The organism is Acinetobacter sp. (genome assembly GCF_041919735.1).
In the GTDB taxonomy this organism is placed as follows: Bacteria; Pseudomonadota; Gammaproteobacteria; order Pseudomonadales; family Moraxellaceae; genus Acinetobacter.
Genome location: NZ_JAYRTF010000023.1, coordinates 1 through 22,327 on the forward strand (window position 1 = coordinate 1; position 22,327 = coordinate 22,327).

A 22,327-nucleotide genomic window follows, 5' to 3' on the forward strand; every position below is an offset into this window, starting at 1 on the left:
TTTTTTTATTTCATAAATCAATAATTTTATTTTTTAATACCTTAAAACAATCAATAATATAAAAATTCAATAACATGATAAAAAATGTGAATTATCGCTATTTGATAAATTGTGTGAAAATTACCTTGAAATAAGTATTTCGCAGCTGTCAATTTACAAAGATCAAGAGGTGATGAAGATGAAAAAAGTATGCATGATGTTATTCACGGCCGCATGTTTAACTGCGGTAATGAATGTTCAAGCCAGCACTAATGCAGAATCAGAATCCAGTTCGCATGAAGTTGCATCATGCACCAATGGTGTAGACAGCGTGAATGTTTGCCAATTATTGTCTTGAAGCATCAAAGCAAAACATTCTGCTAAATCCTAAAGCTGCACCGCTGTAAATCAAAAAAATAAAATGTTCTAAAATAGCGCATACGACTGCACTGAAATTGCACATCGGCCTAGTGTCAAATGTGGCGTTAAGCTTGAGGCCAAGCATGCGCAATTTGATGCAGCAGCGCGGCATCTAAAATTTCAATTTTCCGAAAAGCTAATTTCAGCACTCCGCGTTTTTCTAATTCCTGCAATTCCTGATTGACCGTTTGCCGTGAGCAGACCAGCAGCTGCGCCAATTGCTCCTGCGACAAATGAATGCAGTGCTGTTCAATTTCAATATGATTGCCATAGCCATTTAAAATAAACAGCAGGCGCTGCGCTAAACGTTGGGTTATGCTCTGCGTTTGGATGGAAATCAGTTCTAAAAATGCAAAACGTAGTTTCTGGCTGGTCAGCTGCGCAATATGAAACCAAAACTGCGGATGATCTTGCAGCAGCGGCTGAATGCTGGCGCAAGGCAGATGCAGAATCGTGGATTTCTGCATGGCGATGGCGTCATGGGAGCGGGGCTGTTGATCGACCAGTGAAATTTCTCCAAACCACATAATAGGTTCTGCAATGGCGGCGACCGCTTCTTTGCCGTGGATATCAATATAGCCTAAGCGGACGGCGCCTTCTAAAACCGCATAGATGCCGTCAAAAGCATCGCCTGAGAGGAAAATGTGCTGGTCTTTCCGCGCTTGCTGTAAATGCGCATGTTCTAAAATATAGCGCTGAAAGTCTGGGTTCAGCTGGGCATACCAATAATTGTTGTTCAAATGCGGCAGATATTGTGGGTCAAGCATAGATGAAATTCCAATTTTCAATTGAGCTGCAGCTGTCCGGGCTGCATTTGTCGTCTGCGCGACAACTTGCGGCTGCGCTTTCTTATATAGTCATTATATCGCGTGAAAGCATAACGGATACAAGGATGCATGACTATGACTAAACTCGAACAGCTGCTGAGCCAATATGCAGCTTACCATCTGGATCACAAAAATATCGCAACGCATTTTGTTGGCATTCCGCTGATTGTGTTTTCCATTATGTGCTTAACGGCCCGAGCTGGCGTGATGGTTTCTGGATATGAAATTACATTGGCGCTGGTGATTATTATCATGACCGTAATCTATTATTTAAGCCTGGATAAAATCTTTGGCCTGCTGATGCTGCTCATCTTTGCAGTGTCTTATCCGCTGGCGCATATGATTGCTCAATGGGGCATGGCGGCGTGGCTGGGCGCAAGCATTGGCATTTTTGTGGCGGGCTGGGTGATTCAGTTTATTGGCCATTTTTATGAAAAGAAAAAACCGGCTTTCTTTGATGATGTCATTGGCTTGGCGATAGGCCCATTATTTGTATTGGCTGAAATGGTCTTTATGCTGGGCTTTAGAAAAGAGATTGAGCAGCGCATGCTGCAAGAAGCGCGCAAGCAGCGTGCAATGATGGATGCCAAGCAAGTACAGCATATTTAAGTTCAAGCAAACTCAAATATACTGGCTTATTAAAAGTAAGTTAGTAACTATTTGAAGTAATATGCGCATCAATTATAAAACAGCATGCGTAAAAAAGCCGGCTGATGACCGGCTTTTTAGGCTAGAAAATTTAAGGTTTCGCAGGGGTATGCTGTGCATCCATTTTGGCATGAGCGGCAGCGGTTTTAGCTTTGGCTGCTTCATGTTTTGCGGCGTTGGTTTCAGCGGCTGCTTTGGCTTGTTCATGTGAAGCCTGTTTGACATCTTTTTGCATCGCTGCTGTCCGGTGCTGTTCAGCTTTTACCGCTTCATGTTTGGCTTTAGCTGCATGCTGCTGAGCCTGGCCGGCTTCATTTTTGGTCATTTGGGCTTGGTGTTTAACGGTTGCTGCCGCTACACATTTGCCGCCTTTATGGTTCGGGCCTGTGCCGCCGGTTAATGTGGTGCCTTGCGGGCAGGCAAATGCAGTGGCGCTGAGTAAGCTGAACATACCTGCTGCGAATAGAGTGCTGATTTTCTTCATTTCTTTGACTCCGTAAAACGCGAATTTAATTGATTATCTATAATGAGGTGTAGGAAGGCTTAGCGCCTATTTACTAAGATAGATGAGTATCGAAAAAAGTTAAGCAGCAACTGTGTAGGTGAAAAGCTGTAGAGTTTTGTGGCTTTGTTTTATGTTTTTAAGCTTAAGGCTGGCTTCATGATTCTGTACTGTAATTTTAAGCCTCGATAAATCACAGCCAATAAAACCGCTGAAAAAAATAAAGCTCCGGATGTCCGGAGCTTTATTTTATGGGCTTGTATCATTTTACAAGCCATTGCTCAAGCTTGAATTAAAAATTTCAGCTTATACGTTAAAGCGGAAGTGCAGCACATCACCGTCTTGAACGATGTACGTTTTGCCTTCTAAACGCCATTTGCCAGCTTCTTTCGCGCCTGCTTCGCCGTTGTATTGAACAAAGTCATCATAAGCTACGCATTCTGCACGGATAAAGCCTTTTTCAAAGTCAGTGTGAATGACGCCAGCCGCTTGCGGAGCTGTTGCGCCAATTTTCACCGTCCATGCGCGGACTTCCTGCACGCCGGCAGTAAAGTAAGTTTGCAGGCCAAGCAAGCCGTAACCTGCGCGGATCACAACGTTCAGGCCAGGTTCTTCCATGCCTAAAGCTTCTAGGAATTCTGCGCGGTCTTCATCTTCAAGCAATGAAATTTCCGCTTCGATTTGGTTGCACAGCGGCACCACAATCGCATTTTCTTCGGCAGCCAATTTTTTAACGGCTTCAAGATGCGGGTTATTTTCAAAACCGTCTTCTGCAACGTTGGCGATGTACATGGTTGGCTTTAAAGTCATTAAACCGAAACCGCGGACCAATTTACGCTCATCGTCGTCTAAATCTGCAGCGCGGGCAGGCTTGCCTTCGTCTAGCAATGGCAGAATTTTGTCTAAAACGGCTTTAGTTGCAATAGCGTCTTTGTCACCGCCTTTTGCAGATTTTGCTAAACGGGTCACGGCTTTAGTGACGGTTTCTAAATCTGCCAGCGCCAGTTCTGTATTGATGGTGGCAATATCGTCCAGCGGATCAATTTTGCCATTTACGTGAATCACGTTTTCATCTTCAAAGCAGCGCACAACATGTGCAATGGCATCTGTTTCGCGAATGTTGGCAAGGAATTGGTTGCCTAAGCCTTCGCCTTTTGATGCGCCTGCAACCAAGCCGGCAATATCGACAAATTCCATCGTTGTCGGCAGGACGCGCTGCGGTTTAACAATTGCAGTGAGTTTGTCTAAACGCTGATCCGGAACAGGAACGATGCCTGTGTTTGGCTCAATCGTACAGAACGGGAAGTTTTCAGCAGCAATAGCAGCTTTAGTTAAAGCATTGAAAAGTGTAGATTTACCAACGTTCGGCAAGCCGACAATACCGCAATTAAAACCCATGAAATAACTCACACAGTGTTATATATAAAAATTGCCGATGATTTTACATGAAAGCCATGGCAAAGTCATGGCTTGGATGCGCGCTTAAACTGACGAAGCGGATTGTCCGGAATGTGTATACTGCAATAACATGCAAAGATTTAATTTTGGGTAAAAAGCACATTGTTTTTCTAAAAGGGTGTGACTAAAGTATCCAGCTAAAATACTCAGCAATGCTGAGTAAAGTAAAACAATAAATTTGGAGCATTTATGCGTACGTTATACCAGTTTCCATTATCGCATTTTTGTGAGAAGGCGCGCTGGCTGCTGGATTATAAAGAACTGGAGTATACCGCTCATAATTTGATGCCGGGCGTGCATCGCGCATTTGCGCAGTTGAAAACCGGGCAGAATAAATTGCCTATTTTGCGTGATGGAGAACAATGGATTGCGGATTCTACGCAGATTGCCTTGTATCTGGATGAACACTATCCAGAACATGCTTTGCTCCGTGCAGATGTGGATCTGCGGCAGCAAGCGCTGGAAATTAATGATTTGTCTTCAGAATTGGGCCGTCATGTGCGGCGCTGGGCGCTGTCGCATGTTTTGAAAGAAAATGATGAATCACTGGATATATTGATTGGCGAGAAAGGCTATTTGCGCCAATTTGAAAAATACTCGAAACCGCTGCTGAAAGCTTTGGTTTCTAAAGGCTACCAGCTGGATTCGGAAAAAGTGGATCAGTCTAAAGCGCTGATGCACGGCATCATTGAAGAGCTGAATGCGCGATTGATACAGCATGGCTGCCGTTATTTTGTCGGCGACCGTTTGGGTTTGGCGGATATTGCTGTGTGCTCAATGCTGGCGCCGATTTTGGAAATTGCGGGCACGCCATGGGAAAAAGAATCTTCTGAAAATTTGTCCGATGATTTTAAAGCCTATAAAGCGTATTTAACCGATTTGCCTTTGGGTCAGTATGTGCTGCGGATTTATCAGACTGAGCGTAATTCCAGAGTGGATTGGCGCGGTGTTTGATCGGGAAATAAAAAACGCATTTCGGTGCGTTTTTTTTAATGTGCAGCATGCACGCACGCAAAATGCTTTAAAGGGTTTTGCAGGGTCGAAAAAGCATGGTCTGACTAGGCTTGTCATGCTTTGCGCAAATCACAGCAGGAGGCGTGGGCAAGTGTTGGAGAAAATTATTCGAAAATATTTGCAAAACATGCGTAATTTTTTTATATATAAATAGAACATGAAAATAATCTGCAGTCTGGCAAACGTGTTTTAAGAAAAATTTGAATCGACCATCTTCATTTGAAAAATTAAAAATGGCAGTTCATCGGCATTGAGCGCATGCGTGGCTGAAACAAAAGCCGGCATTGTGCAGTTTGGGAGATAAAATGGAATTAGACCGCTTTGATAAGCAGCTGCTGGAAATATTAACCCACGAAGATTTGAATCTGAACGAGCTGTCTGAGCGCATTAATCTTTCGGTCAGTTCTGTTCACCGACGGATTAAGCATCTGATTGATGCTGGCGTGATTTCCAGCCTGAAGCGTGAATTGAATTATCAGAAGCTGGGCTTTAGCCTGCATGTGCTGCTGCAAGTGTCGCTCAGCAAGCATGACACCGATACCTTTGCAAAATTTTTAGCCGAATTGGAAAATATCCCAGAAGTCATCAGCGCTTTTTTGGTGACAGGGCAGTCGGCTGATTTTATCGTGGAAGTCGTGGCTAAAGATATGGAAAATTACAGTGATGTGCTGCTCAAGCGTATTGGTAAAATTGAACATGTGGTTGCGCTGCATTCCAGCTTTGTCATTAAGGAATATAATGTATTTAACTGTACGGGCCTGCTGAGCAAAGCCTAAGGACGTTCAGCAGAGCATGCTGCGCAATCGCAACCTTGGTCTGAATATTAGATAGGGTGTAGATGGGTTTAAGTGATGGATGATATGTACAGAATGCAAATTTGTTTAAATCCGCTGACGGCTATTGATATGAACGGCGGTTTGGATATTTTTGAGTGACGCCTAGTTCTTACTCAAATCTCAGTCTGCTTGATTCAGTATGCTGCACTCAGGCCTGTAGCAAGCTCATTCAAAATAAAGACAGTCATATTGGAAATCATGGCATAAAAAAACGCGCTCAAGGGCGCGTTTTTTTATGCAGAATAGAGTTTAGTCATCAAGCTGAGCTAAAACTTCTTCTGTGAATTCCACGTTGGTGTACACGTTTTGAACATCATCAAGATCTTCAAACATATCAATCATTTTTACGATTTTTTTCGCTTGATCAACATCTGAAATCAACGCTTTGGTTGAAGGGTTCATCACTACTTCAGCATTGTCAGATTTTAAGCCAGCAGCGGTCAGTGCATCTTGAACTTCACCAAAAGTTTCAGGAGTGGTGATGACCAGAATTTCATCTTCATCCACTTCGATGTCTTCAGCGCCAGCTTCTAAAGCGATGTCCATGATTTTGTCTTCTAAAGAAACATCTTCAAAAGTAATTTCACCGCGTTTAGTAAACATGTAAGCCACTGAACCGGCAGTGCCTAAGTTGCCGTCAGTTTTAGAGAAGCAGTGGCGGACATCAGGAACGGTACGGTTCAAGTTGTCAGTCATTGTTTCAATGATGACAGCAACGCCGCCAACGCCATAACCTTCGTAAGTGACTTCTTTTAAATCAGCATTTTCTTCACCGCCTACACCGCGCTGAATTGCACGGTTGATGGTGTCACGTGTCATGTTTGCGACCAATGCTTTCTCGACGACAGCACGTAAACGCGGGTTTGACGCAACATCACCGCCGCCTAAGCGGGCAGCTGTAACGATTTCACGAATGAATTTTGTGAATACTTTAGCGCGGCTCGCATCTTGTTTTGCTTTACGATGCTTAGTATTAGCCCACTTGGAATGACCCGCCATGCGAAATATGCTCCTTGTAGATTGGCCTTATGCCTATCAGATTGTGCAAATTCTACCATAAGCCCTTTTTTTTGATAAAGGGCTAGCTTTCGAGTTTTTAGACAATCATGCCTGATTTTTCGGTTCAGGAATGACAATATCCAAACCGACATTTTCTTTATACAGTTTTTTTAGCAATGCCAGGTCATCATCCAGCTCGGTGGGATAGATTTTGCCGAAGATTCCGCCTTGCTTGGTTTTAGAGTTGGCATACATTAAAACAATCGGCACACCGGCTGCTTTGGCGATATGCCAAAAGCCTGTACGGATCGCCTTGCGCGCTTCACCGCGTTCTGCGCGGGTCGCTTCCGGGGCAATCACTAAATTGAATTTTTCATTGCTTTCAAAATGCTCAACCATTTGCGAAACAATATCTTTATTGGCTTTGCGGTCAACAGGAATGCCGCCAATCGCATTTAAGATAGGCTTGAGCGGCCCTTTGAATAATTCCTTTTTAATCAGAGTGTGAATTTTGATGTCATAAATTTGGAACAGGGCAAGCGACAGTACAGCATCCATCATGGAGGTGTGTTCAAAGCCTACAATGACTTGCTTATTTTCAAGGATATCTGGCTTAACCTCATAGGTCCAGCCAGCCAATTTGAATGAGGTTTCGCCAATCAGTTTTTTCAGCATAATAAAAAGTCAAAGTGTGTCTATAAAACAGTGTGCGTTAATTTCTGCCTGTTTTGAGGTTCAGTCAATAGAAAAATGGCATGAGCTGACAAATAAAATACAGTTGTATTGGTTAGGAAAAGATTGCAGTAAATGGATTCAACTTAGACTTAGATACGATAAATAAAAATATATTGATATAAAATAAATATTAATTGATATAAAAAAATTATAAATAAAGATCTTTTTTGACTGTTCATCAAGCGGAAATCTTATTAGACTTTTGTCGTAGGCTTAAATATTGAGCTGTGAATTTTATTCAAGTGAATTGTCCTTGGAGACTGGAAAGAATGACTTACATTACTGCTTTTCTGTTTGCATCTGTAATTTTTGCGCTTGTTGTACTTTGGTCTTTGGTTGAATTTCATACAGAGTCGAAGAAAATCGAGCAATTTGACTGAATCCAAAGCTTTGATATTTCAATCATGTGAAATTTAAAGCTTTTATAAATAAAAGTTTCGATTCATTCATCTTTTATTTATCAGTTTTTTAAGATTTAATAACGATCAATAAATACCTATACTGAACAAGTGTAGCGGAAAGTGAAAGGTCTGCAATTTTTAAGTTCTTCTTTGCGGCGGTCTCGAAATTTTAACCTTATACGGTCATGTTTATTCTTTGCTGAAATTTTGGCCGTTGAAGGCGCGGCTTGAATTGTTGCCTTAGTGTGCAAGCGGCATGAAAAAGGCTTGTGTTTTGAAATAATCTCCGATAGTATTCTCTGCGCCTGAACTTGTTGATATATAACAATTTCAGCTTATAGGGCCTATAGCTCAGTTGGTTAGAGCAGCGGACTCATAATCCGTTGGTCCACAGTTCAAGTCTGTGTGGGCCCACCATATAAAACAACCGCTTAGGTGCATTAACCCTAAGCGGTTTTTTAATGTCTGATTCCATGTAAGCACTATGTAGGTACAAAAAATTAAATTTTTTTGTAAATTTTCGGTTTATTTTGCACTGATGTTTTGCAGTTCTTCTGCACTATCTAACGATTTTCCAGATAGTGCAGAAAGCTTTATTTAACTCGTAGTAACGATAACAAAACCAATTCCGCCGTCAGTACCTGAGTTGCCTCCATTTTTCCAGCCTTGGCCTTTAACTCCAACATCAAGATTGAAAGTAACAACTTCTTCAGCAGTATTCGTATGCTTTACTTTTAAACGCTCACCAGAGCCTCTGCCGCTGTCTGCACCGTACATGTCTAAAATAATGACCTGATTCTGCTGTACATCGATTGTGTGGTTGTCTTTGTAATATGTTTGCAGACCTTCAGGGTACTTATTTGTATCCATTACCAGTCCAGTATATTCGCGGTTTTATTGGGAATATATGTATGTAAGCAAAGTGTAAAGTATTAGAAAGATTAGAAAGCATTTAAGCGCTTTATGCGCGGGTCTATGCTGTTATTAAAAAAGCCAATGATTCATAGGATGCAATCATTGGCTTAAATAGAGTTTTCGTTAAAATCTCATAGAGAGATCAGTTTTCACTTAAATTCTCAGCTTTCATGCTGTCACGGTAATACTGACAGCCTTTATAAAGTAAAAACACGCCCAGTACACCAGCAACAGCATTTACAATGGAAATAGAGTTTCCAACCATCACCGTATTTTCAAAATACTTGTCGGTAATCAGAGCAACCGCTGTTGTACCGATACCCAGTGCGATTAAGTTCGAAGTTAACAGAAACTTTGCAGAAACCTGAGCGCGCAATTGATTCGGAGTAAGCATTTGCGTTGCTGCTGCAGACGCAGGAATTGGAAAGGTAGAGAAGAACATTGCGACAAAAATTAAGGCAAATGATAGCTGCATGCTTTCAACTTGAGTAAAAAGAACGCTCGGAACAATAAGAGCAGCACAGCCAATCATGCCGGTGCGAATTGCTGCATCGCTATAGCCGCGTTTTGAGAAAAAGTCGATGAGCCAGCCGCAGAACAATGCTCCAGCTGTATTTGCAACTAAGATGATAATGCCAAGAATGTAACCGGTTTGACTGGCATCTAGGCCATGGTTTCGCATATAAAATGCCGGAGCCCATCCTAATAATGAATACAGCATCATGGTATAAAATGAAAAACCAATAAAATGGCAGAAGAAGGTCTTTTTATGGGTTTTAAGAAAAGCGACTGAGTTTTTAAATGAAGCTTTTACGATTTGGCCATCTTGACCGACTTTCAATCCTTTACGTTTTGGTTCACGTACCGTCAGAATCATAAGCAAAGCCAATAAAACTCCTGGTAAACCCACAATCATAAAGGTTAACTGCCATGTTCTAATTTCACCAATTACCGGCAGCACAACAAAATTGACATCTTTGAGTAAGCCAATAACATAACCGCCAATTAAAAAGGCAAGGCCAGAGCCAATAAATGCGCCAATCGCATAAACCCCTAATGCGCGCCCTAATTTATCTTTAGGAAATAGGTCTGCAACAATGGAATAAAATGCAGGGGATAGTGCTGCTTCACCCGCTCCAACACCTAAACGGGCCAAGAACATTTGAATAAAATTTTTACTTAGACCGCAAGCGGCTGTTGCAAAACTCCAGAAGGCAATGCCCGCTGAAATAATTTTAATCCGTGATTTTTTATCCGCCAAAGCAGCAATTGGAACCCCCATAAAAGCATAAAATAATGAAAATGCTAAACCTTGCAGCAGGCTGAACTGCGTATCACTGAGCATTAAATCATGTTTAATGGGTTCAATCATAAGCGATAAAATTTGCCGGTCTACAAATGACAGAATGTACGCTGCCATACAAATAATCACGACATACCATTGATAGGCGCTTCTTTGCTCGAAAGCGTTTGTTTGAACCGGAGTGCTCGGGGAGCTTGATTCAAAGTTTAAGTGAGTTGGCTGAGCATTCCCTTCAGCCGTTTCTATGTCTAGCGACTTATCATTCATCATGCAGCTTCCTGTGCTGATCGTGTTAAATAATTTGATACTTCTAATATTTTATTATTTTTATTTTGTATCGTCCTTGTTTAATCTATGGCCTAATAATGCTTCCGTCAATGAAAAATGCAGAAAAAGATACAAATAAGTTTTAAAAAATAAAAAAAGGAATCATTTTGATTCCTTTTTTGTTAAGTGACTGTTTTTGCATTACAGTTCGCGTTCAACAAGGGTCAAAATATCGTAAGTTGCAACCAGCTCATTGCGCTGATTTTTTACTTTAATATCCCAGACCACAACACCATGCGGTTTTTGTTCAGGATCACGCTGTAATTTAGGGGTCTTTTGCTTGCAAGTCAGCTCCACTTGGATGGTATCGCCAATTTTCACAGGTTCCACAAAGCGTAAATTGTCCATGCCGTAATTTGCAATGACAGGGCCAGCTGCGGCATCTACAAATAAACCCGCCGCTGCAGAAACAATGAAGTAGCCATGTGCGACACGTTCGCCAAATAAAGACTCAGCTGCCGCGATTTTGTCCATGTGGGCATAAAAATGATCACCGCTTAGACAGCCGAAATGCACAATATCCGCTTCGGTGACAGTGCGTCTTGCAGTCAGCAGGCGCTCACCGATACGAAGCTCATCAAATGATTTTTTGAATGGATGAACACGGTCTTCAAATACTTGGGCGCCAGCTGTCCAGCTGTGTCCGACTTGAGTCATCACATTCGGCGAACCCTGAATTGCAGTGCGCTGCATATAGTGTTTCACAGCACGTAATCCGCCAAGTTCTTCTCCGCCGCCTGCACGGCCAGGGCCGCCATGTACCAGATGCGGAAGCGGTGAGCCATGACCTGTACTTTCTTTAGCGCTTTCACTGTCTAAAATATGAACACGGCCATGCCAAGGTGCAATTTTAGCCAATAAGCCTTCAATATTGTCATCTACGTTTCGAACAATTGATGCGACCAGACTGCCTTCACCGCGTGCAGTCAAATCTGCAAGTTCAGCTAAATCTATATAGGGCATGAGCGTGATAACAGGGCCAAAGGCTTCTACACGATGAATATTTGCAGCGTCTTTCGGGTTATTGCAGCGTAAAACGGTTGGCGGATAAAACGCGGCTTTTTCTAAATTTGAGGCTTGAATCTCAACATCTTTGCGCAAGTGGCTGCCATAAACAATCTCAGCGTCCTGGCTTAACAGTTCAACTTTAACCGCCACGTCATGCTTTTGCTTCACACTGGCCAAAGCGCCCATGGTGACATGGTCTTGTTCAGGAGAACCAACGATTACTTTTTGCAATTTAGCCAGCAAACGCTCTTGTACAGTATCTAAAAGCGCGGCGGGGACAAAAGCGCGTCGAATCGCCGTACATTTTTGTCCGGCTTTGGTGGTCATTTCGCGGAAAATTTCACGAACAAAAAGGTCAATGGTTTCATCATTGGCTTGTTCAGTTAAAATGGCGCTGTTCACCGAGTCGGCTTCCATGCTGAATGGAATAGAGTGAGCATTAAGGTGAGGGTGGGCGCGAAGCTGCTGGCCTGTTGCTGCCGATCCTGTAAAGGTTACAGTATCTTGAGCATTTAAATGATCAAATAAATCATAAATTTGGCCGCAGATTAACTGCAATGAGCCTTCTGGCAGAAAACCGCTTTCATGCATTGCTTTTACAACTGCATGGGTAAGTTCTGCGCCCTCAGTCGCCGGTTTTACAATGCATGGCACGCCAGCCAAAAGTGTCGGGGCAATTTTTTCAAGCATGCCCCAAATTGGAAAGTTAAATGCGTTGATATGTACTGCAACACCCGCTTTAGGGCTCAGAATATGTTTTGCGCCAAAATTCCCTTGTTTGGACAGCGGAATCCATGCGTCTTCAACCCAAGCCGTTTCATCACTGAGTTCTCGGCGGACTAAACTTGAATAGGCATATAAAGTGCCAATACCGCCCTCAATATCAATCCAAGCATCTTTACGTGTACATCCTGTCGCTTGCGCCAATGCGTAAAATTCTTCTTTACGTTCCATCAAGTATTGCGCTACTTGCTTCAGGGCATTGGCGCGCTGATGAAATGTCCATGCCGCCATCACTGCGCCTTTTTGCTTGGCATATTCAACAACTGCTTGAGTATCAATGCCGTGGCTGCCGACTTGATAGATGGCGTCGCCTGAAATTGCATGATAGACCGTGCGTAACTGCTGTTGAGCGGCAAACTGCTGACCGTATACCAGCGAGCTTAAGGTTTTAAGCGCGGCCGCAGCAATCGTTGAATCTGCAGAATGCTGTGCAGCTGAGTCGCTATTTTCTAGCTCGAGCATCGTAAAACTCCTTTTATGATACGAATTAAAATATTTATTTGTTTTGATGTTTCATAATTTGTGTCTAAAAAAGAAAAAAGTCAATCGAAATTCGTGCTAAAAATAATCTAAGTAAAAATAATAAAAATATAAAACATTAATAAACAACATTTTATGTTATTTTGGTGTTTTAAAATAAATGATACCTGAAAATATATATTGATTTTAAATCTGTATCGTTTTAATTTGAATGTATCAACACTTGGGATAAGTGAGGGAATCATGGATCAGCAGAAACAAGTATTTGAACAAAAAATTGAAACGGATATTTCAATCGAGCCGAAGGACTGGATGCCAGACGCTTACCGTAAAACTTTAATTCGTCAGATTGGGCAGCATGCACATTCTGAAGTTGTAGGCATGCTGCCAGAGGGCAACTGGATTACGCGTGCGCCATCTTTAAAGCGTAAGGCCGTGCTTTTGGCCAAAGTGCAGGATGAAGCTGGTCATGCGCTGTATTTATATAGCGCAGCAGAAACATTAGGCGCTGACCGTGATGACATGATGGATAAGCTGATTGCAGGGCGCATGAAATATTCATCTATTTTCAATTATCCAACGTTGAGCTGGGCAGATGTAGCGGCGATTGGCTGGCTGGTGGATGGCGCTGCAATTGTCAATCAGGTCGCATTGTGCCGGACATCTTACGGTCCATATGCACGGGCGATGGTCCGTATTTGTAAAGAAGAAAGCTTCCATCAGCGTCAAGGTTTTGAAGCCATGATGGAGCTGGCAAATGGTACGCCAGAGCAAAAGCAATTGGCGCAGGATGCAGTCAATCGTTTCTGGTGGCCGGCACTGATGATGTTCGGACCAAGCGATGAGCATTCACCAAATAGCGCGCAAAGCATGGCCTGGAAAATTAAATTATTCAGCAATGATGCATTGCGTCAAAAATTTGTCGATAACACAGTTTCTCAAGTTCACCAGCTCGGACTGACTGTTCCAGATGAGCATTTAAAGCTGAATGAAGAAACTGGCCACTATGAATTTGGTGAAGTGAATTGGGACGAGTTTTTTGCTGTGATTGCAGGCAAAGGCCCTTGCAATCATGAACGTATTGAAGCGCGCCGCAAAGCTTGGGAAGGCGGGAAATGGGTGCGTGATTCGGCTGCGGTTTATGCGCAGAAACAATCACAGCAAACCGCTCAAAAAGTAGCATAACACATTAGAACATAAGGGAAATATGGTCATGAATCACAAGAATAATTGGTCGTTGTATGAAGTATTTGTGCGCAGCAAACAAGGTTTAAGCCACCGTCATGTGGGCAGTTTGCGCGCGCCAGATGATGAAATTGCTTTGCAGAATGCACGTGATGTCTATACCCGCCGCAATGAGGGGATCAGTATTTGGGTAGTGAAGTCTGAGTTAATTACATCTTCTCAACCTGATGAAAAACCAGAGTTTTTTGACCCGTCTTTAGACAAGGTCTACCGTCATCCAACGTTTTATCATATTCCAAATGGCATTGAGCACATGTAAAGCAAGGAGCGGAACATTATGAGCAATACAGCATTTACACAATTCCTGTTACATGTGGCGGATAGTCAGCTGATCTTGTCACATCGTTTGGCTGAATGGTGCGGACATGCGCCAGAACTTGAACTGGATATTGCTTTGGCCAATATTGGTTTGGATTTACTGGGGCAGGCACGTACAGCATTGAGTCTGGCCGGCGAAGTTGAAGGCTTAGGACGTGATGAAGATAAATTAGCGTATTTTCGTACAGAGCGTGAATATCGAAATTTATTGCTGTGTGAACAGCCAAATGGTGACTTTGCTCAAACGATCGTGCGTCAGTGGTTGATGGATCATTACCATGCGTTGCTTTTTGCGGCGCTGAGCAATAGTCAGTATGCACCTCTGTCTGCATTTGCGACCAAAAGTTTGAAAGAGGTGAAATACCATTTGCGCTTTTCGACGGCATGGATGGAGCGTTTAAGTTTAGGAACTGCTGAAGCGCATGAAAAAACGCAGACTGGAGTGAATCAGCTTTGGCGTTTTACCGAAGAACTCTATGCGCTTACCGCAGATGAGCAGCTGCTGGTAGAAGCTGGTTTGATTCCGCAGCTCGATATTTTAAAAGCTAAATGGCTGGAAACAGTAGAAGCTGAACTAAGCAGGATGCAATTGAGCCTGCCGGAAGATGGTGCTTACCGCAGCGGTGCGAAACAAGGGCTGCATACAGAACATCTCGGTTTTATTTTGGCTGAACTGCAATATATGCAGCGTTCTTATCCAAATATGACATGGTAATTCAGCTGCATCACAGGGAGTGATTTGTATGAATTTAATTCGGCAGGTAACTGATGAGTGTTGGGACGTTTTAGCGCAGATTTCTGATCCAGAAATTCCGGTTTTGTCTGTACTTGATTTGGGCATGATCCGTGGTGTAGAGCTGAATGCGCAAGACGAAATTGTTGTACGCCTCACACCGACATACAGCGGCTGCCCAGCCACAGATCTATTAAAAGCGGAAATTGCACAAGCCTTTGAGCAAAAAGGTTTGGTTCCTGTCCAAGTCATGGTGGATTTGTCTGAAGTATGGACCACGGACTGGATGAGTGAATCAGGAAAACAAAAGCTGCAGCAATATGGCATTGCGCCGCCCAAAGGTGAATCATACAGCTGCGGTACGCATGTTGCCCTTGCAGATGGTATTGAATGCCCGCATTGCCGCAGCGTGCAGACCAAATTATTAAGCGAATTCAGTTCTACAGCATGCAAAGCCTTATACAAATGCCAAGACTGTTTAGAACCTTTTGACTATTTCAAATGTATTTAATGCCTTGATCATTTTGAATCACTGAGGTCAAACAGACATAGTCAAAAAAAGAAAGAAGGATTTTCACATGAGCCAATTTGTACCGTTAACGATTAAAGCCATTCAGCCTCAAACTGACCAAGCAATCTGTATTTCATTTGATTTGGCGCTAGAACACTTGGATGCCTTTCAGTATCAACCAGGTCAGCATCTGACCATTCGTCATCTGAGAGAGGGCGAAGAGCTGCGCCGCTGTTATTCAATTTGCAGTGATGCGCAAGAAGATATGAGTATCGCGATTAAAAAAATTGATCAAGGCCAATTTTCAACATGGGCCAATGATCATTTAAAAGCTGGCGATGTTCTGGAAGTGATGCCGCCGCAAGGCGTGTTTTTTCAAAAAGCGTCTAAATTAGGCGGGAAAAATTATTTAGGTTTTGCTGCCGGCAGCGGTATTACGCCAATTTTATCCATCGTGAAATCGGTGCTGAACCGTCAGCCAGAGTCGCAGTTTACGTTGGTCTATGGCAACCGTTCTTGGAAACAAACCATGTTTGCTGAGCAAATTATGGATTTAAAAGACCGTTTTAAAGAGCGTTTGCAGCTTATTAATATTTTCTCTCGTGAATTTAATGACAGTGAAATTTTTAATGGCCGTATTGATGCTGAAAAACTGCAGCAGCTTTTTCAAAGTCACTTGATTGATGCCCAGACAGATCATTGTTTTGCTTGCGGCCCTGAAGAGATGATGAATGCGGTAGAGACGGTATTGCCGGCTTTAGGCATTGAGCGGAGCAAAATTCATACAGAGCGCTTTAATACGGGAACAGCGCCTAAAGCGACTGCGCAGCAGATTGAGCGCCGCAGTGAAGAGAAGGTCAATATTGTTTTAGATGGCCGTGAGTTGATTGTTGAAGTTTCAAAACAGGATGACAGCATTTTAGATGCCGCTTTGCGTGCAGGTGCAGATTTGCCATATGCATGCAAGGGGGGCGTTTGCGCAACCTGTAAATGCAAGGTGCTCGAAGGGCAGGTTGAGATGGCAATTAACTACAGCCTTGAGCCAGAAGAAATTGAAAAAGGCTATGTGCTGAGCTGTCAGGCGCGTCCGACTACCGCGAATGTGCGCTTAAGCTTTGATGAGTAATTTTTAAATACGGCGCTGCCATTTTAAAAGTTCAATCAAAGACATGAAAAGGAAGTCAGATGTGGAATATATAAAAATCAGTTTTCCCCATACCGGTGTAGCGCTGATTGAGCTGAATCGCCCAGAAAAACGGAATGCTTTAAATAATGCAACTTTGCAAGCTTTGAGCGCGTGTCTGCATCAGCTTGATGCCGATCCAGTCATTAAAGCAGCGGTGATTACGGGCAATGAGCAATGTTTTGCCGCCGGTGCAGATTTAAATGAACTGGCGCAGTTGGATGTTATCCGCATTCAGCAAGATCAGCGGCCGCAGCTGTGGAAAAGCATAGATGAATTTTCTAAGCCGTTGATTATGGCTGTCAATGGCTATGCGCTTGGCGCTGGCTTTGAGCTTGCCTTGCATGGCGACATTGTGCTCACAGGAGACAATGCTCAGTTTGCTTTGCCTGAAATTGGCTTAGGCATGCTGCCGGGTGCAGGCGGAACGCAGCGTCTGGCTCGATTGGTCGGACAGCAGTTAACGATGCGTTGGGCGATGACCGGCGAAATGCTGGATGCATCGACAGCGCTAAACCATGGGCTCAGCAGCCAAATATGCCCAGCCGCTTTAACGGTTCAATATGCGGTTGAGTTAGCTGAAAAAATTTCAGAACAAGCGCCGCTTGCGATTCGTGTGATTAAACAGTCGCTGAAATCAATTCACGAAGTGACATTAAGTCAAGGCTTGAAGCTGGAGCGTCAGCATTTTGTATGGCTGGCTGCAACTCAAGATCGTCAAGAAGGCATCAGCGCCTTTTTGGAAAAAAGAAAACCAGAATTTAGAGGTGTGTAATGGATTACCAAACGCTTATTGTCGAAGAAAAAAATGCAGTGGGTTATTTAACGTTTAACCGTCCTCAGCAGCTCAACAGTTTTAATGAGGTCATGCACCAAGAAGTGTCCGCTGTACTGAAAGCATGGGCCAAAGATAAAGCCATTCGTGCGGTGGTTATTTCTGCCGAAGGCCGCGGTTTTTGTGCAGGGCAGGATTTAAATGACCGCGTGGTTGATCCCAATGCCGATGCGCCTGATTTAGGCTTATCCATTGAAAAATATTACAACCCGTTAATTAAAGTGATTACGGAAATGCCTAAACCTGTGATTTGTGCAGTGAATGGCGTTGCTGCAGGGGCCGGGGCAAATATTGCTTTGGCATGCGACATTGTGATTGCCGCCCAATCAGCTTCATTTATTCAAGCATTTTGCCGTTTGGGGCTAGTGCCAGACTCTGGCGGCACATGGTTTTTACCGCGTTTGGTTGGCCGTGCGCAAGCGATGGGGCTGGCAATGCTGGGCGATAAAATTTCTGCAGAAAGAGCGGTACAGCTTGGCATGATTTGGCAGGTGACTGCAGATGATGCACTCAAAGTTGAAGCTGAAAAAATGGCAGAGCATTTAGCCAAACAGCCGACTTATGGCTTGTCTTTAATCAAAAAAGCCATTCATGCCGCCGCAGACAATAATCTGGATGATCAATTGCTTCTAGAGCGTGATTTGCAGCGCTTAGCTGGGCGTTCAAGTGATTACCGTGAGGGCGTGCAAGCCTTTATGCAAAAGCGTACACCAGAATATAAAGGATGCTAACTCATGCAGCAGATCAATTTGCAGCAAGCAAAAATCGCTGTCATCGGTGCAGGAACCATGGGAATGGGGATTGCCCAATTGGCAGCCATGCATGGACATACGACGTATGTGTTTGATGTCGATGCCTCCAGAACATATCAGTCATTAACCGCACTTTCAGCTCAACTCACCAAACGCGTTCATGCAGGCAAAATGCCGCAGTCCTTATTTGAGACGATATTGCAAAATTTAATTGTGGTTGAAGATTTACAGCAATTGTCAGAAGCGGATCTGGTGATCGAAGCGATTGTTGAAAAAAAAGAGGTTAAACAGCAGTTATTTAAACAGCTGTCAGAAATTTGCAGCACTGAGACAATTTTAGCTTCGAATACTTCTTCAATTTCAATTACTGCCATTGCTTCGGAAGTTCCGCATCCAGAGCGTGTTGTCGGATTGCATTTTTTTAATCCTGCACCGGTAATGAAACTGGTCGAAATTATCCGGGGACTGAAAACCAGCGCTGCGGTTGCAGATGCGCTGATGGCTTTAATGGCAGGGTGGAAAAAAGTGCCAGTGACAGCAAAATCAACGCCCGGTTTTATTGTGAACCGCGTTGCGCGTCCTTACTATGCCGAAGCTTTTCGTGCACTGCAGGAGAATGTCACCACGCCGGAGCAGCTTGATTTTATCATGCGCGAATGCGGCGGATTTGCGATGGGACCGTGCGAGTTGACCGATCTGATCGGGCAGGATGTCAATTTTTCAGTGACGCAAAGTGTTTACCGCGCATTTTTTGATGAACCGCGCTATCGCCCGTCATTGATTCAAAAAGAATTGGTGGATGCAGGATGCCTTGGCCGCAAGTCTCAGCAAGGTTTTTATGATTACAACCAAACAGAGATGCAACCCAAATATGAATTGCCGGTTTGCTATGTCAAATCATTGCAGAAATTGAAGCTGCTTGTTCGCGGTACATGGCTGCACTCTGCAGCGCTGATTGAGCAATTCAAGCAATCAGGGCAAGTCGAGCTGAGTTTTGAAGATGGGCCTGATGAAATCTTGATTGGAGAGGTTTCTTTACGCTTAACACTCGGTCAGTCTGCGGTCATTGATCATGCTCATGAAAAAGTCGTATTGATGGATTGGCATGCCAATTGGGAAAATGCAAAGGCGATTCCTGTAACAGCTTCACCTGCATGTACAGAACAAGATCTACGCAGCGTTGAGCAATTATTTGCTGCTTTAAATGTGATACCGATTTGGACAGGAGATCATGCAGGGCTTTATGTGGTTCGGACAATATCAATGCTGGTCAATGAAGCCTGCGAAGCTGTGCTGCACAATATTGCTTCCGAACAAGATATTGATTCAGCAATGAAATATGGCGTGAATTATCCGCAAGGACCATTTGAGTGGGCGGATAAAATAGGGTATAACATAATTTTACAAAATCTTGAAAATATGTATCGTATTTATGGTGAAGAACGCTATAGACCTAGTATATATTTGAAGAAGAAAGCTGCGTTAGGACGGATGCAGCAAAGTCAGCCGATTTCGAATTTACGTGCTGCTGGCTAAAAGGAAAACAACATGGAAACAGTTTATATTTTTGATGCCATCCGCACCCCTATTGGGCGTTATGCGGGCGGTTTAAGCAGTGTTCGAGCAGATGATTTGGCTGCATTGCCAATCGAATATTTAAAAAATCAGCACCCTGAACTGCCGTGGTCTGCTTTGGATGAGGTTATTTTAGGATGCGCCAATCAAGCCGGTGAAGATAACCGCAACGTGGCCCGCATGGCGGCATTGCTGGCGGGGCTGCCAGATAGTGTTCCTGCATTCACCGTAAACCGTTTATGTGCATCCGGCTTGGATGCTGTGGGTCTGGCTGCCCGTGCAATTAAATCAGGCGAGGCGCAGTTTATTTTGGCAGGCGGCGTAGAGTCGATGAGCCGTGCACCTTTTGTCCAGCCTAAGCCGACGGCCGCATTCAGCCGGGCTCCTGAAATTTTTGATACCACGATCGGCTGGCGTTTTATCAACCCTAAGTTTAAAGCGAATTTTGGGGTCGACAGCATGCCGGAAACTGCTGAAAATGTGGCTGAAAAATATCAAATCAGCCGGGCAGATCAAGACTTATTTGCTTATCGAAGCCAGCAAAAAACAGCGGCTGCACAGCAAAAGGGTATTTTTTCTGAAGAGATTTTAGCTGTTGAAATTCAAAATGCTAAGAAAAATACCGTCATCATTGATGCAGATGAACATCCGCGGGCAGACACAACATTGGAAGCGCTGGCTGCCTTAAAGGCGCCGTTTCGTAAAGCGGGCGGTTCGGTGACAGCAGGGAATGCCTCAGGCGTAAATGATGGCGCAGCCTGTATTTTGATGGGCAATCAGCGCTTTGCTGAGGCACATCATTTAAAGCCTTTAGCGAAAGTTGTTGCGATGGCCAGTTCAGGTGTCGAAGCGAAATATATGGGCATCGGGCCTGTTCCCGCAGTGCAAAAAATATTGCGGCAAACAGGGCTGAGCTTAGATCAAATGGATGTGATTGAGCTGAATGAGGCTTTTGCCGCTCAGTCATTGGCGGTGATGCGTGAATTGGGTTTGTCTGATGATGATGAACGTGTCAATCCGAATGGCGGCGCAATTGCTTTGGGACATCCATTAGGCATGAGCGGAACCCGTCTGGTGATTACTGCAATGAAGGAGCTAAAGCGCCGTAAAGGGAAATATGCGCTCTGCACCATGTGTGTCGGTGTTGGGCAAGGCGTGGCATTGATTTTAGAGAATGCGGACTAAGGATTTTATTCTAAGCATAGAGATAAAAGTGCAGTCAGGATGACTGCACAGGGAGAAAGAATATGAATAACAAAGCAATGGAACAAATTGAAACAGCATCATTGGATGAGCTGCGCAGTGTGCAATTGGAACGCATGAAAAAAACACTGCAGCATGCTTATCAAAATAGCGCTGTGTACAAACAGAAGTTTGATGAAGCAGGAGTCCATCCTGATGATTTGAAATCTTTAGATGACTTGGCGAAGTTTCCATTCACGACCAAAAAAGATCTGCGTGATAGCTATCCATTTGGCATGTTTGCCGTACCGCAAGAGCAAATTTTGCGTGTGCATGCCTCTTCAGGCACGACAGGCCAGCCGACAGTTGTGGGATACACGAAAAATGACATTAATATGTGGTCAGATGTTATGGCCCGCTCACTGCGTGCCGCCGGTTTAAGCGATAAAGATACCATTCAGGTTTCTTATGGCTATGGTTTATTTACGGGCGGTTTAGGTGCGCATTATGGTGTAGAGCGTTTGGGGGCAACGGTGATTCCCATGTCTGGCGGACAAACTGAACGTCAAGCTCAGCTGATTCATGATTTTAAACCTACAGCCATTATGGTGACGCCTTCATATTGCTTGAACATTATTGAAGCCTTAGAGCAGAAATTTGGTACAGCCAAAAATAGTTCTATTAAAACCGGTGTTTTTGGCGCAGAACCGTGGACCAATGAAATGCGCAAAGAAATTGAGGAACGCTTTGGTATTGATGCACTGGATATTTATGGCCTGTCAGAAGTGATGGGGCCAGGTGTGGCGATGGAATGCCTTGAAACCAAAGATGGCTTAACCATTTGGGAAGATCATTTTTATCCTGAAATTATCCATCCTGAAACAGGTGAAGTGCTGCCGGATGGTGAGTTGGGTGAACTGGTTTTTACCACAATTACTAAAGAAGGCATGCCGGTCATTCGTTACCGCACTCGCGATTTAACACGTTTATTGCCAGGGACTGCGCGTACAATGCGCCGTATGGACAAAATTTTTGGGCGCAGTGATGATATGATGATCATCCGCGGTGTGAATGTGTTCCCATCACAAATTGAAGAGCAAATTTTGCATATCCCGCAGCTTGTACCGAATTATCAGATTCAAATATGTAAAGACGGGCATTTGGATACATTGCATATTCGTGCTGAAATGCGTAAAGATATTAGTCAAACTTTGGGTCATCAGTTGGAAAAGCAGCTGAAAAGCCAGATTAAAACTATGGTCGGTATTACCGTCTGTGTCGAAATTTTACCCGAGGGCAGCTTGCCTCGCTCAGAAGGGAAAGCGCAGCGAGTATTTGATATTCGTAAATCAGCATAA

General features: G+C 43.7%; 21 protein-coding genes and 1 tRNA gene. 14 read left to right on the plus strand and 8 right to left on the minus strand.

Annotated elements, in window-relative coordinates:
- Positions 1-464 precede the first annotated feature (464 nt).
- Positions 465-1,166, minus strand: coding sequence for a Crp/Fnr family transcriptional regulator (locus tag ACE3T3_RS12730; protein WP_374667497.1), 702 nt, complete (start codon positions 1,164-1,166; stop codon positions 465-467).
- Between the two features lie 135 nt (positions 1,167-1,301).
- Here ACE3T3_RS12730 and ACE3T3_RS12735 point away from each other — a divergent pair, with 135 nt between their 5' ends.
- A complete protein-coding gene (locus ACE3T3_RS12735; RefSeq protein ID WP_374667499.1) occupies positions 1,302-1,835 on the plus strand; it encodes a DUF962 domain-containing protein in 534 nt (177 codons plus the stop codon).
- A gap of 130 nt (positions 1,836-1,965) precedes the next feature.
- On the opposite strand, the gene ACE3T3_RS12740 is transcribed toward ACE3T3_RS12735, so the two are convergent.
- The gene (locus tag ACE3T3_RS12740) at positions 1,966-2,358 is read right to left on the minus strand and encodes a hypothetical protein (protein ID WP_374667501.1); all 393 of its coding nucleotides are present in this window, start codon (positions 2,356-2,358) and stop codon (positions 1,966-1,968) included.
- Positions 2,359-2,682: 324 nt separating this feature from the next.
- Positions 2,683-3,774 (minus strand): redox-regulated ATPase YchF, encoded by a 1,092-nt coding sequence (gene ychF, locus ACE3T3_RS12745; protein WP_374667503.1) that lies wholly within the window; start codon positions 3,772-3,774, stop codon positions 2,683-2,685.
- Positions 3,775-4,023: 249 nt separating this feature from the next.
- On the opposite strand from ychF, the gene ACE3T3_RS12750 reads away from it, so the two are divergent.
- Entirely contained in the window at positions 4,024-4,788 is a 765-nt protein-coding gene (locus ACE3T3_RS12750; RefSeq protein WP_374667505.1) for a glutathione S-transferase family protein, read from the plus strand.
- A 365-nt stretch (positions 4,789-5,153) separates the two neighbouring features.
- Positions 5,154-5,624 carry an Lrp/AsnC family transcriptional regulator gene (locus ACE3T3_RS12755; protein ID WP_374667507.1) on the plus strand — a complete coding sequence of 157 codons (471 nt, stop codon included), beginning with the start codon at positions 5,154-5,156 and terminating at the stop codon, positions 5,622-5,624.
- Between the two features lie 309 nt (positions 5,625-5,933).
- On the opposite strand, the gene ACE3T3_RS12760 is transcribed toward ACE3T3_RS12755, so the two are convergent.
- Complete coding sequence (locus tag ACE3T3_RS12760; protein WP_374667509.1) at positions 5,934-6,683, minus strand: YebC/PmpR family DNA-binding transcriptional regulator; 750 nt, start codon at positions 6,681-6,683, stop codon at positions 5,934-5,936.
- Between the two features lie 105 nt (positions 6,684-6,788).
- Positions 6,789-7,358 (minus strand): 1-acyl-sn-glycerol-3-phosphate acyltransferase, encoded by a 570-nt coding sequence (locus ACE3T3_RS12765; protein WP_374667511.1) that lies wholly within the window; start codon positions 7,356-7,358, stop codon positions 6,789-6,791.
- 801 nt (positions 7,359-8,159) lie between these two features.
- Between ACE3T3_RS12765 and ACE3T3_RS12770 the strand changes: the two genes are divergently transcribed.
- Positions 8,160-8,236: transfer RNA gene (locus ACE3T3_RS12770), tRNA-Ile, on the plus strand.
- Positions 8,237-8,416: 180 nt separating this feature from the next.
- Here ACE3T3_RS12770 and ACE3T3_RS12775 read toward each other — a convergent pair.
- The 3 genes from ACE3T3_RS12775 to paaZ all read right to left on the minus strand — a co-directional run bounded on the left by ACE3T3_RS12775 (position 8,417) and on the right by paaZ (position 12,617).
- Complete coding sequence (locus ACE3T3_RS12775; protein WP_374667513.1) at positions 8,417-8,689, minus strand: hypothetical protein; 273 nt, start codon at positions 8,687-8,689, stop codon at positions 8,417-8,419.
- Positions 8,690-8,876: 187 nt separating this feature from the next.
- Positions 8,877-10,307, minus strand: coding sequence for a spinster family MFS transporter (locus tag ACE3T3_RS12780; protein ID WP_374667515.1), 1,431 nt, complete (start codon positions 10,305-10,307; stop codon positions 8,877-8,879).
- Positions 10,308-10,505: 198 nt separating this feature from the next.
- The gene (gene paaZ / locus ACE3T3_RS12785; protein ID WP_374667517.1) at positions 10,506-12,617 is read right to left on the minus strand and encodes a phenylacetic acid degradation bifunctional protein PaaZ; all 2,112 of its coding nucleotides are present in this window, start codon (positions 12,615-12,617) and stop codon (positions 10,506-10,508) included.
- Between the two features lie 261 nt (positions 12,618-12,878).
- Here paaZ and paaA point away from each other — a divergent pair, with 261 nt between their 5' ends.
- The 10 genes from paaA to paaK all read left to right on the plus strand — a co-directional run bounded on the left by paaA (position 12,879) and on the right by paaK (position 22,327).
- On the plus strand, positions 12,879-13,820 hold the full coding sequence (gene paaA, locus ACE3T3_RS12790; protein ID WP_374667519.1) for a 1,2-phenylacetyl-CoA epoxidase subunit PaaA: 942 nt from the start codon (positions 12,879-12,881) through the stop codon (positions 13,818-13,820).
- A 28-nt stretch (positions 13,821-13,848) separates the two neighbouring features.
- Positions 13,849-14,139, plus strand: coding sequence for a 1,2-phenylacetyl-CoA epoxidase subunit PaaB (paaB, locus tag ACE3T3_RS12795; protein WP_374667522.1), 291 nt, complete (start codon positions 13,849-13,851; stop codon positions 14,137-14,139).
- A gap of 18 nt (positions 14,140-14,157) precedes the next feature.
- The gene (gene paaC, locus ACE3T3_RS12800; RefSeq protein WP_374667524.1) at positions 14,158-14,913 is read left to right on the plus strand and encodes a 1,2-phenylacetyl-CoA epoxidase subunit PaaC; all 756 of its coding nucleotides are present in this window, start codon (positions 14,158-14,160) and stop codon (positions 14,911-14,913) included.
- A 28-nt stretch (positions 14,914-14,941) separates the two neighbouring features.
- Positions 14,942-15,442 carry a 1,2-phenylacetyl-CoA epoxidase subunit PaaD gene (paaD, locus tag ACE3T3_RS12805; protein ID WP_374667526.1) on the plus strand — a complete coding sequence of 167 codons (501 nt, stop codon included), beginning with the start codon at positions 14,942-14,944 and terminating at the stop codon, positions 15,440-15,442.
- A 67-nt stretch (positions 15,443-15,509) separates the two neighbouring features.
- On the plus strand, positions 15,510-16,568 hold the full coding sequence (gene paaE, locus ACE3T3_RS12810; protein WP_374667528.1) for a 1,2-phenylacetyl-CoA epoxidase subunit PaaE: 1,059 nt from the start codon (positions 15,510-15,512) through the stop codon (positions 16,566-16,568).
- A 43-nt stretch (positions 16,569-16,611) separates the two neighbouring features.
- Positions 16,612-17,400, plus strand: coding sequence for an enoyl-CoA hydratase-related protein (locus tag ACE3T3_RS12815; protein ID WP_374667530.1), 789 nt, complete (start codon positions 16,612-16,614; stop codon positions 17,398-17,400).
- Positions 17,400-18,191, plus strand: coding sequence for a 2-(1,2-epoxy-1,2-dihydrophenyl)acetyl-CoA isomerase PaaG (gene paaG / locus ACE3T3_RS12820; RefSeq protein ID WP_374667532.1), 792 nt, complete (start codon positions 17,400-17,402; stop codon positions 18,189-18,191). The genes ACE3T3_RS12815 and paaG overlap by 1 nt, the downstream gene beginning before the upstream one ends.
- A gap of 3 nt (positions 18,192-18,194) precedes the next feature.
- On the plus strand, positions 18,195-19,748 hold the full coding sequence (locus ACE3T3_RS12825; protein WP_374667534.1) for a 3-hydroxyacyl-CoA dehydrogenase: 1,554 nt from the start codon (positions 18,195-18,197) through the stop codon (positions 19,746-19,748).
- Positions 19,749-19,760: 12 nt separating this feature from the next.
- On the plus strand, positions 19,761-20,972 hold the full coding sequence (gene pcaF, locus ACE3T3_RS12830; protein ID WP_374667536.1) for a 3-oxoadipyl-CoA thiolase: 1,212 nt from the start codon (positions 19,761-19,763) through the stop codon (positions 20,970-20,972).
- Positions 20,973-21,034: 62 nt separating this feature from the next.
- A complete protein-coding gene (gene paaK / locus ACE3T3_RS12835) occupies positions 21,035-22,327 on the plus strand; it encodes a phenylacetate--CoA ligase PaaK (protein ID WP_374667538.1) in 1,293 nt (430 codons plus the stop codon).